At 69.5% G+C, this 16395-nt stretch carries 16 protein-coding genes and 1 riboswitch; of the genes, 11 read left to right on the forward strand and 5 right to left on the reverse strand.

All coding sequences use genetic code 11. From position 1 onward, the window contains the following. Positions 1-660 (forward strand): hypothetical protein (locus tag G6019_RS02000; protein ID WP_241725831.1); only part of this gene is annotated, 660 nt, incomplete at its 5' end. A gap of 68 nt (positions 661-728) precedes the next feature. Further along, positions 729-1847 carry a site-specific DNA-methyltransferase gene (locus G6019_RS02005; RefSeq protein WP_309230124.1) on the forward strand — a complete coding sequence of 373 codons (1119 nt, stop codon included), beginning with the start codon at positions 729-731 and terminating at the stop codon, positions 1845-1847. Between the two features lie 31 nt (positions 1848-1878). Here the strand turns inward: G6019_RS02005 and G6019_RS02010 are convergent, their stop codons facing one another. Together G6019_RS02010 and G6019_RS02015 are read right to left on the reverse strand one after the other, a co-directional pair. Continuing rightward, on the reverse strand, positions 1879-3444 hold the full coding sequence (locus G6019_RS02010; protein ID WP_182613733.1) for a glycoside hydrolase family 13 protein: 1566 nt from the start codon (positions 3442-3444) through the stop codon (positions 1879-1881). Positions 3445-3479: 35 nt separating this feature from the next. Continuing rightward, positions 3480-3875: a globin gene (locus G6019_RS02015; RefSeq protein ID WP_107758022.1), complete on the reverse strand. Its 396-nt coding sequence runs from the start codon at positions 3873-3875 to the stop codon at positions 3480-3482. Between the two features lie 214 nt (positions 3876-4089). On the opposite strand from G6019_RS02015, the gene G6019_RS02020 reads away from it, so the two are divergent. From G6019_RS02020 to G6019_RS02045, 6 genes are all read left to right on the forward strand, one after another. Next, on the forward strand, positions 4090-4701 hold the full coding sequence (locus G6019_RS02020) for an HNH endonuclease (protein ID WP_107756056.1): 612 nt from the start codon (positions 4090-4092) through the stop codon (positions 4699-4701). 136 nt (positions 4702-4837) lie between these two features. Continuing rightward, complete coding sequence (locus G6019_RS02025; protein ID WP_182613723.1) at positions 4838-5764, forward strand: undecaprenyl-diphosphate phosphatase; 927 nt, start codon at positions 4838-4840, stop codon at positions 5762-5764. 138 nt (positions 5765-5902) lie between these two features. Further along, a riboswitch (cobalamin riboswitch) is annotated at positions 5903-6098 on the forward strand. 40 nt (positions 6099-6138) lie between these two features. After that, positions 6139-6948, forward strand: a complete 810-nt coding sequence (locus G6019_RS02030; RefSeq protein ID WP_182613724.1) for a hypothetical protein — start codon at positions 6139-6141, stop codon at positions 6946-6948. Further along, positions 6945-8057 carry a FecCD family ABC transporter permease gene (locus G6019_RS02035; RefSeq protein WP_375539739.1) on the forward strand — a complete coding sequence of 371 codons (1113 nt, stop codon included), beginning with the start codon at positions 6945-6947 and terminating at the stop codon, positions 8055-8057. The genes G6019_RS02030 and G6019_RS02035 overlap by 4 nt, the downstream gene beginning before the upstream one ends. Further along, complete coding sequence (locus G6019_RS02040; RefSeq protein ID WP_107756059.1) at positions 8054-8869, forward strand: ABC transporter ATP-binding protein; 816 nt, start codon at positions 8054-8056, stop codon at positions 8867-8869. Before G6019_RS02035 ends, G6019_RS02040 begins: the two co-directional genes overlap by 4 nt. Beyond that, positions 8866-9954, forward strand: a complete 1089-nt coding sequence (locus G6019_RS02045) for an ABC transporter substrate-binding protein (RefSeq protein ID WP_182613725.1) — start codon at positions 8866-8868, stop codon at positions 9952-9954. Before G6019_RS02040 ends, G6019_RS02045 begins: the two co-directional genes overlap by 4 nt. Positions 9955-10020: 66 nt before the next feature. Here G6019_RS02045 and G6019_RS02050 read toward each other — a convergent pair whose 3' ends face one another. Beyond that, complete coding sequence (locus tag G6019_RS02050) at positions 10021-10596, reverse strand: TetR/AcrR family transcriptional regulator (RefSeq protein WP_182613726.1); 576 nt, start codon at positions 10594-10596, stop codon at positions 10021-10023. A gap of 240 nt (positions 10597-10836) precedes the next feature. Here G6019_RS02050 and G6019_RS02055 point away from each other — a divergent pair, with 240 nt between their 5' ends. Next, the gene (locus G6019_RS02055) at positions 10837-11922 is read left to right on the forward strand and encodes a cytochrome P450 (protein ID WP_309230126.1); all 1086 of its coding nucleotides are present in this window, start codon (positions 10837-10839) and stop codon (positions 11920-11922) included. A gap of 107 nt (positions 11923-12029) precedes the next feature. Then, positions 12030-12848: a mycofactocin-coupled SDR family oxidoreductase gene (locus G6019_RS02060; protein ID WP_182613728.1), complete on the forward strand. Its 819-nt coding sequence runs from the start codon at positions 12030-12032 to the stop codon at positions 12846-12848. 195 nt (positions 12849-13043) lie between these two features. Here G6019_RS02060 and G6019_RS02065 read toward each other — a convergent pair whose 3' ends face one another. After that, a complete protein-coding gene (locus G6019_RS02065; protein ID WP_182613729.1) occupies positions 13044-13880 on the reverse strand; it encodes an Emopamil-binding protein in 837 nt (278 codons plus the stop codon). 134 nt (positions 13881-14014) lie between these two features. Here G6019_RS02065 and G6019_RS02070 point away from each other — a divergent pair, with 134 nt between their 5' ends. Beyond that, positions 14015-14677, forward strand: a complete 663-nt coding sequence (locus tag G6019_RS02070; protein WP_182613730.1) for a TetR/AcrR family transcriptional regulator — start codon at positions 14015-14017, stop codon at positions 14675-14677. A gap of 46 nt (positions 14678-14723) precedes the next feature. On the opposite strand, the gene G6019_RS02075 is transcribed toward G6019_RS02070, so the two are convergent. Next, positions 14724-16328, reverse strand: coding sequence for a bifunctional 3-(3-hydroxy-phenyl)propionate/3-hydroxycinnamic acid hydroxylase (locus tag G6019_RS02075; protein ID WP_182613731.1), 1605 nt, complete (start codon positions 16326-16328; stop codon positions 14724-14726). Positions 16329-16395: the final 67 nt, after the last annotated feature.

Raw genomic sequence — 16395 nt, forward strand, 5'->3', positions numbered from 1 at the left:
GGCGAGGCGATCGCGGTCCCCGACCCCGCCGACAGGGACGACCTGCGGACCCTCCTGCGCCGACTGCTGCGGCTCGACGAGGCGGCGGTGGTGCGGTTGACCAGCGGTGACGACGGCAGGATGCGCGTGTGGTCCCGGACGCCCTTCGGCGCCCTGGTGGTCCGCGCGGTCGGTGGGCACTGCCCGCGGGGCGACGTGGTGTGTGGAGCCGACCACCTGCTCACCGAGTTCGATCTCCTGCCGCGCGGCGACGCCGAGGGACGCGTCGATCCCGGGATGCCCCTCACCTCCTCGTGGCAGGGGCTGCTCCCGCCCACCGACGGGTTCCAGATGGTCGAGGCGATCCCCGCGCAGGTGCTGCTCGATCTCACCGAGTCCGGGCGCGATGCGGCCCGGGAGAGCGCGGGGCCGGCCGGTCTGCCGCCCTCCTTGCTGGACCAGGACGTGCTCACCGTCCGCGCGGACACCGACAGCCCCGTGGCGGTGGACATGCGGACGGTGTTCTCCATGGTGATGTGCGGCTTCGTCCCCGAGCGGGCCGGCCGCGCACCGGAGGGCGAACCGGTGAGGGTGAGTGAACGCGGCGCGTGGCTACGCCTGGATGCCCGCTACGGCACGGCCTACCGCAGGACCGACGCACTGACCCTCGAACCGCGATGACGCCCCCGGGGTTCTCGGTCTCGTGGCCCGGGAGGGGCGAGCCCGAGATCCCGGGAGAACACGGGCCGGTGCCCGAGCTCGCCGAGGCGTTCCCTGATGCCGGCGGACAGGTCACCGGGGTCGTCCTCTGCGGTGACGGGGGCAGGATCGCCGAGGTCGGTGACGTGCTGGACGGTCTCGGTCTGCAGGCCACACGCGCGGCGCAGCTGGTGTATCTCGACCCGCCCTACAACCGCGGCGGCAGCTTCGACGGGTACCACGACAACATGCCCCGCCATCGCTGGCTGGGATACATCGAGCGCCGACTGGTGGTGTCCCGCGAGCTCCTCGCGGACACCGGCACCGTGTGGGTACACCTCGACGACGCCGAGGCCCACCGCGTCCGCTGCGTGCTCGACGAGGTGTTCGGCCCGGACGCCTTCATCGCCGACCTCACCGTGGAGAGCAACCCCAAGGGGCGTCAGCTCGACAGGTTCTTCGCCGGCTCCCACGACCGACTCATGGTGTACGCGCGGGACCCCGAACGCGTCCGCCTGTCCGGCGGGGTGGCCTCGGCGGTGGACCCCTCCGACTTCCCGCACACCGCCGAGGACGGGGTCGCCTACCGGTTGCTACCCCTGCGCAACACCAACAAGAGATTCAACCCGCGCACGACGCCCACCATGACCTACCCGCTCTACGGCGACCCGGAGACCGGCGAGGTCTCCGTGGACCCCGCGCCCGGGCTCACCGAGATCCTCCCGGTGTTCGGAGATCTCAGCCCGGCCGTCTGGCGCTGGTCGCGCGAGCGGGCGGGGGAGCGCGGCGACGAGCTGGTGTGTCGGACGGTGCGGGGCCGGGCCGGGCCACGGGTCGACGTGTACCAGCGCGACCGGCACGAGGCGGGCCGCATCAAGAAGCTCAGGACCGTCTGGCTGTCCCAGGAGGTCGGGTCCACCGACACAGCGCGCGCGGAACTGCGCAGCGCGGGGGTCGACGGTTTCCGTACCCCCAAGCCCGAGGCGCTGATGCGGCGGATCGTGGAGCTGGCGTCCGAGGCGGACGACCTGGTGGTGGACCTGTTCGCCGGCTCCGGGACCACCGCCGTGGCGGCCCGCGACCTGGGCCGTCGCTGGGTGGTGGTGGAGCGCAACCCGGACACGGTCCGCGACGTGATCCTGCCGCGGTTGCGAGTCGGCGGGGCGTGACCGAGCCGGTTTCCGTCCCGGTTCTCGTCCACTAGCGGGGTCGTAGCCACACCACGGTGTCCGGCGGCAGGATCTCACCTGCCCGGGTGTGCGAGTCGAGGGGTCCGGAGGCGAGGATGACCTCGCCCTCGGGGAGCGGTACCGATCGCTCTGAGGCGTTGAGCGCACACACCACCCCGTCGTCGCGGCGGAACGCCAGGCACCCGGACGGCGCGCCGTACCACTCGACCGCCGCTGTGCTCGGGCCCCGCAAGGTCCGCCGGGTCTCGATGGCGGCCCGATACAACGACAGGGTGGAGTCCGGGTCCTCGAGCTGGGCCTCCACTGTCAGTGGGCCCCAGTCGCCCGGCATGGGGAGCCAGGTCCGATCGGCGGTCGAGAAACCGTAGGGAGGCCGGGTGCCCTCCCACGGCAGGGGGACGCGGCAGTGGTCCCGCCCCATCTCCGCGTGACCGCTGCGTTCCCAGGTGGGGTCGGTCAACCGGTCGTGGGGGATCGAGAAGTCGCTCGGCAGCCCCAGTTCGGACCCCTCGTAGATGAAGGAGATCCCCGGCAGGGCCAGTTCCACCAGCAGCATCGCCCGGGCCCGGGCGATGCCGAGGGCGCCGTTGCCGTATCGGGTCACCTCGCGCACGACGTCGTGGTTGGACAACGCCCAGGTGGGGGCGGAGTCGGCGATCCGGGAGGCCTCGAGCGTCGCCTCGATGGCCTCGCGCACCGCGCCGGCCTCGAAGGGCGCGCCGGTGAGCGGGAAGTGGAACGCGAAATGTAGTTCGTCGGGGCGCAGGTACCGGGCGAACCGGTCGGCCGGGCCCACCCACACCTCTCCGAAGGTCGCCGCGCCCGGGTACTCGTCGACGACCGCACGGATCCGCCGGTGGACATCGTGGACGCCGGGCCGGTCCCATCGCGCGTCGCGCTCGTCGACGACGAGTTGGGCGATCTCCACGTCGTCAGGCAGGTCGGCCAGGTCGTCCGGTTTGGCCAGACCGTGCGCCACGTCGATCCGGAACCCGTCGACCCCCAGGTCGAGCCAGAAGCGCAGGGTCTGCTCGAGGTCGTCGCCCACGTCGGGGTGCGACCAGTCCAGGTCCGGCTGCTCGGGCGCGAAGAGGTGCAGGTACCACTGCCCGGGCGTCCCGTCCGGTTCGGTGATGCGCGTCCAGGCCGGCCCACCGAACACCGAGGGCCAGTTGTTGGGCGGCCTGGAGCCGTCGTCACCGAGGCCGTCGCGGAAGAAGTAGCGCTCGCGTTCCGGACTGCCCGGGCCGGCCCCCACCGCCGCCGCGAACCACGCGTGTTCGACGCTCGTGTGATTGGGCACCAGGTCCATGATCAGGACCATCTGCGCGGCGTGCAGCGCCTCCACCAGTCGCCGCAGCGTCTCGACGTCACCGAACAGGGGGTCGACGTCCCGCGGGTCCGAGACGTCATAACCGTGGTCGGCGCCGGGGGACCTCATGATGGGGGACAGCCACACCCCGTCCACTCCCAGCAGTTCCAGGTAGCCGACGTGGTCGATCACCCCCTGTAGGTCGCCGTAGCCGTCCCCGTCGGCGTCGGCGAAGGAGCGCGGGTAGATCTGGTAGAGGACCATGTCCTCCCAGGGCCGCGTGGAGTGGGCCGGCGACGTCACATGCCCTCCGGGGTGTTGACCATCATGGCGGCGGCGCGGGTGAAGTACTCGACCATCGCCGCCCGGTGCTCGTCGTCCAGGGTCTCGCGGTCGATCGTGTCCACCGCGGCGAGCATGTGGGTGAGCCAGGCGTCATGCGCCGCCCGGTCGACACGGAACGGGTTGTGGCGCATCCGGAGTCGGGGGTGGCCGCGCTGCTCGGAGTAGGTGGTGGGGCCGCCCCAGTACTGCTCCAGGAACATCCGCATGCGGTCCTCGGCCGGACCCAGGTCCTCCTCCGGATACAGCGGCCGCAGCACCGGGTCGTCCGCGACCCGCAGGTAGAACTCGTGGACCAGCGCCCGGAAGGTCTCCGCGCCGCCGATCTCGTCGTAGAAGGTAGTGCCGCTCATGCCCCCCATCATGCCCGTGGGATCCGCCAGGGGGACCGATCCCACCACCCGTCGGCCCCGGTCGCCGGGGGCGACGCGGGCGAGGCGGCTGACCTGTGCGCGGCGATAGCACACGAAGTGTTCATCGAGGGTGCATCATCGTTGCAGGCGAGGTTCACTACGGACCCGGTCGCTGATGGTGGACTGGGCACGGGCAGATGAGTGGAGACCGACCATGGGCACAGCCGTGCGCGAGAATTCGGAGTACCGACAACCGGGGTCACGAGCCCCCGTTCGACTCGAACGCGTCCCCGACCCGCACGTCCCGCTGACCGCCGCGCCGCGGGTCCTCCTGCTCAATGCCGGTTACGAGGCCCTCACAGCCCTTCCCGCTCGTCGCGCCGTGGTGATGCTGCTCGGCGGCAAAGCGGTGGTGGTCCATGACCACCCGGACGAGATCCTGGTCCGATCGGTCGACACGGCCGTCCGCGTGCCCTCGGTGATCATGCTCCGCGAGTACGTCCGCATCCCGTACCGTGCGCAGGTGCCCATGACGCGGGCCGCCCTGATGCACCGCGACTCCCACCGGTGCGGGTATTGCAACGCGCGCGCGACCACCATCGACCACGTGATCCCGCGCAGCCGCGGGGGCGCACACGAATGGGAGAACTGTGTGGCCTCCTGCGCGCCCTGCAACCACCGCAAAGCGGACAAGCTCCTCTCCGAGCTGGGATGGGAGCTCCGGGTTCCGCTGGTGGCACCGAGGGGCCGGACGTGGCGGCTCGTGTCCCAACTGCGCGAGATCGGCCCGTACTGGGAGGACTACCTGTACCTCGACGCCGCCTGAGGGCCATCCGGCACGTGTCCGCGGGCACGACCGCCGAGGTGGTTACGGTGTGAGGTATGCCTGTTTCTCCGCCCACTGCCGATAATGCGCCCAACGGGGCCCGGTCGGTCGGAACGACGGCGGAGCACCACGCTCGATGAGTCTGTGGGAATCGGTCCTCCTGGGAGCGATCCAGGGACTCTTCATGTTCATCCCGGTGAGCTCGTCCAGCCACCTGGTGCTGGCGCAGCAATGGCTGGCGGCCGAGGGGTCGCCTCTGCCCGCGCCGGACACCCCGGAGATGATCCTCTACAACCTGGTGGTGCACCTCGGCACGATGGTCTCCGTCGTCGTGGTGATGTGGCGACCGCTCACGCGCCTGCTCAACGGCATCTGGCGCGAACTGGGGCTGTGGCGTCGCAGGCGCACGCTGCGTCACCTGATCCATCTGCGGCTCGCGCTGCTGGGCCTGCTGACCACGGCGATCACCGGGGTCCTGGGGCTGGTCATCCGCGCCTACGGCACCGACGTCTTCGTCACGCCGTGGGCTGTGGCGCTGATGCTGCTGATCACCGGCGTCGTGCTCTGGTGGTCGGACTCGGTCAAGACGACCTGGCGCGGGGCCACCCAGATGACAGTGCTGGTCGCCGTGGTGATCGGTGTCGCCCAGGCGGCGGCGCTCTTCCCCGGCCTGAGCCGGTCAGGGCTGACCATCGCCGCGGCCCTGGCGCTGGGCATGCACCGGCCACTGGCAGCGCAGTTCAGCTTCTTCGTCGCCATACCCACCATCCTCGCCGCCACCGGCGTGCAGTCGCTGAGCCTGCTCGATCCCGCCGCCTTCGACGGCGGGCTCTCGCTCGGGTGGCAGGACTACGTGCTGGGATTCGTGGTGGCCGCCGTCGTCGGTGCGGGAGCGCTGTGGTTGGTGCTACGGCTGCTCTATCGCGGGCATTTCCGGGTCTTCGCGGTGTACGTGGTGGCCCTGGCGCTGTTCGTCCTGGTCACCCAGCCGGACTTCGGTGACGCCCCGCCGGTGGATCAACTGCCGCTCGATCAGGATCAGGTCGCCCTTCACCACCAGTGAGCTCCGGTGCGACTGCCGGGGGTCAAGTCCGTGGGGAGCCCACGCGCAGGGCAGCACCCCACGGCAGCACCCGGGCCGCTCGACCCCAGACCCGTGATCGCGCGGCCCCCGGGCGTCCTGACCAGCCCGTCTGTTATCGTCCACAGTGGAACCGACCGCATCCGGCTTCCCTTGACGGGGACGATCGGATGCCAGGGAACCCGGTGAGATTCCGGGACTGGCGCGCAGCGGTGTGGGGTACCGAACCGACAGGATGCCACTGGAATTCGTTCCGGGAAGGCGTCGGGGAGGGCTGATCCCGAGTCCGAATACCTGTCGGTTCCGCGACATCCGAGCGAACCTCGCGCACAGGTTCCGAAGAGACAAGGCCACCCGTGTACTCCACGTATGGGCCCGTCGGCATGGGGATCAGCGCCCTGGCCGAGCGGGCGCTCGAGGCATCGCCCGTCCCTCATCGATCTCGACCCGACCCCGGCGACCCGGACTGGCGGAGCGTCACCGAGCTCTGCGAACCCGCGACATGGCAGGAGCTCGGTCGGCGATACTCCCACAGTCTGGGGACCCCGCACGCGGCGCCCGGGCTACTGTGCTCGCTCCAGCACTACGCCGGCCGGGCTCTCGGCCTCATGGTGGCGGCGTGGTGTGCGGACGGGACACTCCTGCATCCGGGCCAGGGCCGCTGGTGGGCACTGATCGACCGCGCCGGCGCGACACTCCAGGTGTCGCTGCCCGACACTCCGGTTCTCGGTCGCGAGCAGGACCCCGGCGCACTGGTCGACAGCATCCGGAGTCACGTCGATCCCCTGGTGGATGCGTGCGTGGACGCCGGCACCGTCACACGCAGGGCCGCTCTCGGGGGAATCGCGGCCTCGTGCGCTGGCGCATTCGGGGCCGCATACCGGACCGTGGGGGGTCCACGGCGACGCGCGGTCGAGACGGACGCCGACGTCGTCACCGGCGCGTTCTCCGATCGACCGCTGGTGACGATGATCCGCTTGGGTGGCACGCCCGCGTTGGTGCACGACCGGCATTCGTGCTGTCTCATCCGGTTGGGAGCGCAGAGGTCCGAGTGTGACTCGTGTCCCCGGGTCCCCGAGGCGCAGCGGCGTTCGCGGCAACGGCACCGGCAAGAGCAACAGTTGCGGCGGGACCGTGGAGGCGTCCCAGGGAAGAGCACCCGATGACGGGCCTCGGGGTGGGCGTTCGTCCGAGCCGTCGGTCGCGGCCTGTCACCGACGCGGGCTCGGCCTCGTTCCGTACAGCCCGCAGGCTCCCGCCTGTCCCACTGGCGATCGTGCTCACCGCCCTGACGGCCATCAGCGTGGTCAGCTCGGTCGCCTTCGGTGCCGAGCACATCCCGGTCGGCGACGTGTGGCGGACGGTATGGGCGGCGATCACCGGCGGCGAGGCCGAGCGTGCGCACTCCATCATCATCCTCGACCTGCGGCTTCCCCGGTCGGTGCTCGCCGCGGTGGTGGGTGCGGGTCTCGCGCTCGCCGGAGCTGCGATGCAGACCCTCGTACGCAATCCCCTGGCCGACCCGTACCTCCTCGGGGTATCGGCGGGGGCCGCGGTGGGTGCCACCGCGGTGATCACGCTCGGCGTCTTCGGCGGTCTCGGCGTGTGGGCGCTGTCCGGGGGGGCGTTGCTCGGCGCGTTGGGAGCGACCGTGCTCGTCTATGCGGTCGCGAGCGCCACGGGTGGGCTCACCGCGCTGCGGCTGATTCTCGCCGGAGTCGTGTTGTCGGCGGCGTTCACCGCGGTGTCGTCGTTCATGGTCTTCGTGGCCACAGACTCGCGGGCGGCCGAGACGGTCATGCACTGGATGCTCGGCAGCGTCGCCGGGGCGACGTGGTCCAAGGTGCCCCTCGCGGCCGGAGTCGTCGCGGTGGCTCTGGTGAGCGGGCTGCTCCTGCACTCGTGGCTCGACGCGTACGCGACCGGGTCCGACACGGCGGCCTCGCTCGGGGTGCCGGTGCGCGCGCTCCGGATCGGGCTGTTCGTCGCGCAGGGCCTGCTGGTGGGGGTTCTCGTGGCCGTGGCCGGGGGCGTCGGATTCGTGGGTTTGATCATCCCCCACGCCGCCCGCCTCGTCGTGGGTGCCACGCATCGCGCGATGCTGCCCGTCGCTGCGGCTGGGGGAGCACTGTTCCTGGTGTGGGTGGACGTAGTATCCCGGGTGATCGCCGCCCCCCAGGAGATGCCGCTCGGAATCGTCACAGGGATCATCGGTGCGCCGATCTTCCTGCTGCTCATGGGACGCCGCGCCTACACGTTCGGGAGCGCCTCGTGACGGGGGCGGGCGCCGTGCGCCTGGTCGCGGACGACTTGTCCTGTGCGAGGGGCAGGCGGATCGTCGTCTCCGGCGTTCATCTCGAGGTGCCGTCCGGATCGCGGCTCGCGCTGGTCGGTCCGAACGGCGCGGGAAAATCGACACTGCTCAGGGTGCTGGCGGGTCTGGACGCCCCGGTCTCGGGTTCGGTGACCGTGGACGGGGTCGACGTGCACAGGATGCGGTCCCGGCAGCGGGCACGGCTGATCGCGGTTCAGGGTCAGGAGGAGGCGCCCTCGGCTGAACTCACCCTGTCGGAGGCCGTGGCCCTCGGACGGACTCCGCATCGCACGCCATGGGCGTTGGGGGAGGAAGGCGAGCAGGACATCGTCGAGCAGGCGCTGCGGACGGTGGGCCTGGCCGGGCGTGGCGACCAGTCCTGTACGAGACTCTCCGGCGGTGAACGCCACCGGGTGGTGCTCGCGCGGACTCTGGCCCAGCGCACCCCGATGCTCATGCTCGACGAACCCACCAACCACCTCGACGCCGCCTGGCGGCTGCGATTGATGGACGCGCTCGAGACGCTGCGTTCCACCGTCGTGGCCGCCATCCACGACCTCGACCTGGTCCTGCGGTACTTCGATGCGGTCGCCGTCGTCGATGACGGCGGCATCGTCGCGTACGGGCCGCCCGTCGAGACATTCACCGCCGAGCTCCTCGACGAGGTCTTCGGCGTCCACGGCTACATCGTCGCCCACCCCCGCACCGGCCGACCCCACCTCCTCCTCGGAGACGCGGTCGCCACCACTACAGAAGGCAGGACCTACCCATGACACGTCCGATCATCACCGCAGGACCCGTCCTGGCGGTGACGCTGGCGCTCCTCTCCGCCTGCGGTTCCGACGCCGCCGCACCCGACGCCGCCGCACCCGGCGGCGGCGGTCCCGGGGGCGAGGTCACCGTGGTCAACTGCGGGGAAGAGGTCACCTACCCCGAGACGGTGGACGAACTGTTCGCGTATGACCCGGGCATCATCTCGATCGCGCTGGCCGCCGGTGCCCGCGACCAGATCACCGCGGTGGCCGCGGCGTCCAAGGACGAGGACCTGCTGCGGTTGGCGTACGGCGACCAGATCGATGGACTCAACGAGGTCACCGAACAGGGTCCGACCCTGGAGAACGTGGTCGCGGCGCAACCCGACGTCGTCTTCGCCGGGTGGAACTACGGGTTCTCCGAGTCACGAGGACTGACCCCGGAGATCCTCGCCGGACACGATATCGGGGTCTATCAGCTCACGGAGGCGTGCCGCCAGACCGAGGGCGAAGCCCAGCGCGGGACCATGGACCCGTGGGACGCGCTCGACACCGACCTCCGCAACATCGGCATCATCACCGGGAACGCCGACGCGGGCGCAGCAGCCGCGGACGAGGTGGCCGAGCGGGTGGATGCTCTTCGCGCCCTTCCCGCCCCGCAGGACGCACCGACGGTGTTCCTGGTCGACAGCACGAGTGACACCATCCTGTCGTCCGGCTCGTTCGGCGGTCCACAGGGGATCATCGACGCGGCGGGGGCGCGAAATGCCACCGAGGACGTCGCCGACACCTGGACCAGCATCAGCTGGGAACGCCTCGCTGCCGAGGATCCGGATGTGATCGCGTTCGTCGAGTACGGCGAGCAGACCGTGGAGGACAAGATCGCCGCGCTCAAGGCTCACCCCGCCAGCCGTGGTCTCAAAGCCGTACGCGAGAACCGCTTCGTCAACCTCCCCTACGGCATGTGGGTGTCGAGCCCCCTCAACGTCGACGCGGCCGAGACGATCCGCGCAGTCCTGGAGAAGCACGGGCTCGCACCCCACACGGGCCTGACCCCCGGGCTGGACGTGTCCGAGCTCGGACTCGGGGGCAACGACTGGCTCTGAACCGGCAGATGACCACCTGATGGAGAGGAGGTCACCCTCGGCTCCCGGTGGGCCGACGAGCGCGTATCACCCGGTCACGGCCCCGTCAGCCCGCTCCGGGGCCGTTCCCGAGACGAGGTCCGCGAGGAGGTCGATCTGGCGCTCTTCGCCAGAACCGGGTGGCCACAGCAGGAGCGTGAGGAAGACCCGGACCGCCAGCTGTGCGCGTCCGCTGTCGGGGGAGCCGAGGCCGATCAGGTCAATCGCCGTCGTGATCACCGTGGTCGACTCCAACAGTGCGTGAAACTCTGCGCTTCTGCCGACAGCGGGCAGGAACTGCGAGGCGATTCGGTCGTGGCGAGCGGCAGCCAGAGCCACGGTCAACGCGGTGATGGCACGGCGGCGCCCCGTGAGGCCTCTGACGTGGTCCTCCACAGCAGCAACGATGGAGCCGGAGGCGCGGCGGAGGACCTCCTCGATGATCACAGTGCGTCCGCCGACGTGTCGATACACCGTCGCCCTCGAGCAGTGCGCGCGCCGCGCGAGTTCCGTGACGTCGAACCTGTCGATCCCCGCCTCCGCGATGAGTTCCGCGGCAACCGCTATGAGGCGGTCACGTGCAGCCCGGTCCCGTGAGTCGTCGAGCAACCAATCAGTAGCCATATCTCAGTGTGAGACAGATTCGTGCGACTGTTTCGGCTTTCTCCCGGCAGGGGGCCGGGGATGAGACGGACCACGGACCTCGGCGTGCGCGGGTGTCTCCGATCTCGGTCAGGGCCTCGACCACGCGGCGTTTCCTGCGCCACTCTGTCGGCTATGACCACGACGCGAGAAGTGCCGCCATCGCTTCGGCCGGGGCACCCCGGGCCGGCCATCGAGCGCCTGGGTGGGTCGAGTTTTCACGTGGTGCGATCGTGGGACCTGGTCGCCGAGGTCGCGGCCCGGGCCGAGGACTTCTCGTCCAACCTCACCGCCACGATGGTGATCGACGAGTCCGGAGGAATCTCCGAGTTTCCCGTCGCCGAGTTGGGATCTCCGGTGCACGCCCTGGCCACCGCGGACGGTGAGGTGCACCGGATCCACCGCACGCTCGTTCTGCCGTCTTTGACCCCACGGACGCTTCGTTCGTGGGCCCCTTTTGTCACCTCCACCCTCCGTCGGCTGTGGACCCAGCGCTACGACAACGGCATCGATTGGGTGAGCGACGTCGCCGAACGACTTCCGGCGGCGGTCATCGCCGAACTCATCGGAGTCCGTCAGGAACTCAGCGATGACCTACTGGACTGGGCGTTCGCGAGCACCGCGATCCTCGACGGGGTGGTGGCCCGGGAAGAGCTCGACTCGGCGGTCGGCGTCGTGGGGCAGTTCATGGCATTCCTCGATGACGAACTGCATCGGGCGCGCGGCGCTCGCCCCGGCGCGGTGATCGGCGACCTCGCGCGCCTGGTCGAGGACGGCAGCCTCCCGCACGACGTCGCGATCCAGGTCCTGCTCCAGCTCATCGTGGCGGGAATCGAATCGACCGTAGGCCACCTGGGGTCACTGGCCTCGCGCCTCGGACAGCACCCTGAACATCTCGAGCGTCTGAGGTCCGACCCTGCCTCGCGCGACGCGTTCACCGAGGAGGTTCTCCGCCTGGACGCACCCTTCGTGGGCCACTACCGACACGTGGTCAGGGACACCGAGCTCGGAGGGGTCACGATAAGGGCGGGCGCACACCTGTTCCTCCTGTGGGGCAGCGCCAACCGTGACCCGAACCACTTCGCCGAACCCGACCGTTTCGACCCCACCCGCGACGACGCCTCGCACCTGAGCTTCGGCCGCGGCATCCACTTCTGCGTGGGAGCCGCGCTCGCCCGCCTCGAATCCCGGGCGGCGCTCGACCTGCTTCTCGACCATGCGCCAGACCTCCACATCCACACGGACACCGCATCGTGGCAACCGAGCATGTTGGTCCGACGGCTACGTTCGCTCCGGATAACCGTGTGACGACGGTCGCCGTGATTCCCACGCGCACGCATGCCGGAACGGCGAATCGCCACCCGCGCGCATAGTCGCGGATACCGTGGGGTTACACCGACACAGGGAGTCTGATCATGACGGGACGTCTCGAGGGCAAGGTCGCGTTCATCACCGGGGTGGCTCGGGGCCAGGGCAGGACGCACGCGGTTCGGCTCGCCTCAGAGGGCGCCGACATCATCGGCCTGGATATCGCGGGTCCGATCATCGACGCGATCCCGTACGACGAGGCCACCCCGCAGGATCTCGAGGAGACCCGCCGTCTGGTCGAGGCGCAGGGGCGCCGGGCGCTGCTGTCGGTCGGCGATGTGCGCGATCTCGACGGCATGAAGAGGATCGTCGACGACGGCGTGGCGGAACTCGGACGACTGGATGTGGTGGTGGCCAACGCGGGCATCTGCATCCCGCAGGCGTGGGATTCGATCACCCCTGAGACATTCGGGGTGACGCTCGAGATCAACACCACCGGCGTGTGGAACACCATCATGGCCACCGCCCACCACGTGATCGCCGCAGGCGGCGGGTCCGTCATCCTCACCAGCTCGTACGCGGGCAAGAAGATTCAGCCGTTCATGGTGCACTACACCACGTCCAAGCACGCCCTGGTCGGCATGACCCGCGCCTTCGCCGCGGAGCTCGGACCCAAGAACGTACGGGTCAACAGCATCCACCCGGGTGGGGTGGCTACCCCGATGGGCGGCGGGGGCATGGTGAGCCAACTGGAAGCCGTGGGCGAGACCAACCCTCCGCTCAACCTGATGGGCACGACATTCCTCGAGCAGACCTACGCCGAGCCCGAGGAGATCTCGAACGTCGTGGCATTCCTCGCCTCGGACGAGTCGAAGTTCATCACCGCCGAGCACATCAGTATCGACGGCGGCGCCCAGTACTTCTGAGGTCCCGCCCGGCCGCTGAGGTCGCGGCCACCGTCGATGGGAAAGACGCCGGCACCGTGTCGAGCGGGAGGTGCCTTCCGTCACCGCACGATCACGAGTCGCCGGGCTCTGGGGCCCGGACCTCCTCCGGGATATGAGTGTCACGCTCCGGGGTCACCGACCCTGGTGTGTGGCAATTCGTCGAATCCGGCCATGTCAATGGACGTCTGCACTGGGTTGGCGGGCCCCGGGGTCCGACGAGGTCGGCTGCGGAAAGCGGCTCCATCCCGTGTACACGCGCTGGTACAGCACTGCCATCATCTTGGGGATGAACAGCATTGAGACGACGGGGGCCACCATCCAGGGGATGTTCATGAAGACGAACTTCAGGGCGAAGCCCCAGAAACCCTGTTCGATGTTGGCGAAGCTGTCCCGGGCTTCCGCGACGTAGTAGATGATGATGACCGCGGTCATCATCGCGAAGGCGAAATAGCACCACCACAGGATCCGGATGCGTCGACGGTCATCGTCCTTCGTGCGCAGCAGCGGCAGCCAGTTGTAGAGCAGGATGCATCCGCCGATGGCCGCCACGGTCTCCATGCCGAAGAGGCCGGCGTCGCTGATCAGGTATCGGGTGTCGGCGGCTCCGTAGAAGTACCAGAACCAGCCCCACCGGTCCTCGGCGGTGAGGTTCATATGGCCGAGGAGGTCTCCGATCAGCCAGGTGATCTCCCAGAGGACCTGACTTGACGCGGTGATCGGGATCCACACGATCATGAACTCGTTGAAACGCTCGAGCATGGTCCTGGTCTCGCCGGGATCGTCCCACCACGCCACCACCATCGGGATGATGATCGGGCCGCAGATCAGCGCGGCCGCGATGAAGCCGGCTGGCTCCGCATCCCACCAGTGCAGGACTACTCCCGCGAAGGGCACGACACAGATCACGAGGGCTGCGACCGTGGTCCAGATGTAGATGTCCTTGCGGCGTGTGCCCCAAGGGCGCCCGAAGTCGTGCGACAGATCTTGAGTGTTCGCTGCTCTGGTGGTCACGTTCGATTCCTCCGCTTTCCGCAATTGGTAATTCTGGATACTCCTACCAGAATCACGATTCTGGAAAACATAACAGTAGGTACAGTCGGTGGCAACAGCTTGCAGTGAGTCAGACCGAGGGATGGAGAAGTGGAATGACGCTTGACCGCGCGCCGACCGGGTCCGGAAGCCTGCGCAAGGCCCGACGAGAGATGTATCGCCAGCAGATCATGGCCGCGTCCGAGATGCGGTTCGCGGAAGTCGGCTTCGCCAACACCAAGATGAGTGACATCGCCCGGGCGGCGGAGGTCTCCCTCGCCACTGTCTATGCCTCGTTCGACGGAAAGGATGAGATCTGGGACGAGCTCAACTCAGTGCGCATGACGGAGCTCGTCGAATCGGCGACGTCAGCGATCGACGGGCTCGACTCGCCGGTCGAGCAGTTCGTCGCCGCCGCGGTCACGGTGGCCACGTTCTTCGCGGAGCACCCCGGTTTCCTGGATCTGCACATCAACGAAGGATTCAGCTGGGCGACTGCTCACGCCGCCGGAGTCGGACGTGGGAATCAGCAGGCGGCGTGGGAGATGGGGTTCGAGGCGCTCGCGGATCTCGCATCAATGGTGTCCCCGGACAGTGCCGCTGGTGGTGCCCGAGTGCTTGCCGGCCTCACGATCGCGAGTGTGCAGGTGCACCTCACGGAATGGGTTCGATCGGGGCGCGATCAACCGGCGGCCGAGGTGGCGGCGGAGGTCGGGGCGCACGTGAGACGGCTCCTCGAGGGGAGGTCTGCCGCGTCGGACCGGGAGGCCAGAGCCTGACGACGGTCAGCGGCAGGCCCACCGTCACGGGCGGGTGTCCCAGGGCTCAGGTGGCCCCGCCCGCCAGAGCACCCCGGGAAGCAGCGTCGCAACCACGAGGCTGTGACCCCGCCGCGGGGAGCAGCGTGTACACCTCCGCGATCGAGCGTCCCGCCGCCATCACCGTCGCGTCGGGGCGCACGACCGCTGCTCGGGCGCGGTGGGCGCGCAACCACTCTCCGAGGGGACTGTCGAGCGCGACGGCGACGGTGGTCCCGCCCCGGCGTGTGATCTCGAAGTCCTGCTCGGGGGTGGGGGTGTCCACGGTGAGGACCCGGAAACCGGTCGTGTGGTCGTCGAGGCGACCTCCGTCGTCGGACACCACGGCGTTGGGCACGAGGTGGCCGGCCAGGCCAGAGGCGCTCGGGGCCGATATCCGCGGGGGAGCGACGGAGCCCAGCGCCCCGCGCCTGACGTAGTAGGACGGCCGGAGGGCAGGAGTCGTACTGTCGGTCAGTCTTCTCGCCAGACGCGGAACCGCGGCGAGGACGGGCGCGATCGTGCGGCGAAGGACATCACCTCCGTGACCGCCGCCGGTCATCGCGGCGCCAGTGGCCATCGCGAGACGGATGAGTCCGGTGCAGTGCGGGATGCGTTCCTGCTCATAGGAGTCGAGGGTCGACGACGACGCTCCGTCCTTCAGGACGGCGGCGAGCTTCCAGGCGAGGTTCGCGGCGTCACGCAGGCCCGCTCCCATTCCCTGGCCGATGAACGGTGGCGTCAGATGCGCGGCGTCGCCGAGAAGGAAGACGCGGCGGTCACGCCATCTCCGGGCTACGCGGGCCTGGAAGGTGTACTCAGCTGAACGGACCAACTCGAGGTCTGCGGCCTCTACGCCTGTGAGCCAGGGCCGCAGCAACGGCACCACCGCGTCGAGGTCGCGGTAGTCCTCGACGGATTCGTGCTCGAGCAGCTGGAACTCCCACCGGTAGCGGGTCTCGCCGATGCGCATGTAGGTGGCCGCTCTGTGGGTGTCGCACACCTGCGCCACCCCGTCCCACTGGCGTAGATCGGCCGACGTCTCGACATCGATGACGAGCCACCGCTGGCTGAATCCGAGGTCGCGCCACCCGGCTGAGATCGACGCGCGGGTGATGCTGCCGGCGCCGTCGCAACCGAGCAGGTAGCTGCCCCGGAACGTGATCGGCTCACCCGTGTCACGATCGGTCGCCGAGGCCGCGACACCTGTATCGGACTGATCGATTCCGGTCACCTCGACACCGGAACGCAGGGTGATGAGGTTCGCGCGCCGGGCCACGGCGGTGCGGAGGAGCGCCTCGAGCCGCGGCTGGTCGAACATGGACGCCGCCGGGAATCCGTTCGGACCCACGCCCGGGTCGCGGGGGAACTCGGCGATGACCCGCAACGAGGACGTGACCAGACGCAGGCCCAGGGCGGGGCGGGAGATCTCCGCGAACTCCGGGGCGAGCCCGAGTCGGGCGATGATCCGGTACACCTCGTCGTCGAGGTGCACCGCACGCGGCTGCGGGAAGATGCCCTCCCACCGCTCGAGGAGCATCGACGGCACCCCGAGGTCGGCCAGCAGCGCCGCCGCGGTGAGTCCGCTCGGTCCGGCGCCGACGATGAGGACAGGATCGGTGCCGTGGCTCATCGAACGCCCATCCGGGTCAGAGCGCCGACGGCCGCGTGCGCGGCGCCGGCGCCGACGACGGCGGCGG

The sequence above is a fragment of the Dietzia sp. DQ12-76 genome, from assembly GCF_014145045.1.
Lineage (GTDB): Bacteria > Actinomycetota > Actinomycetes > Mycobacteriales > Mycobacteriaceae > Dietzia.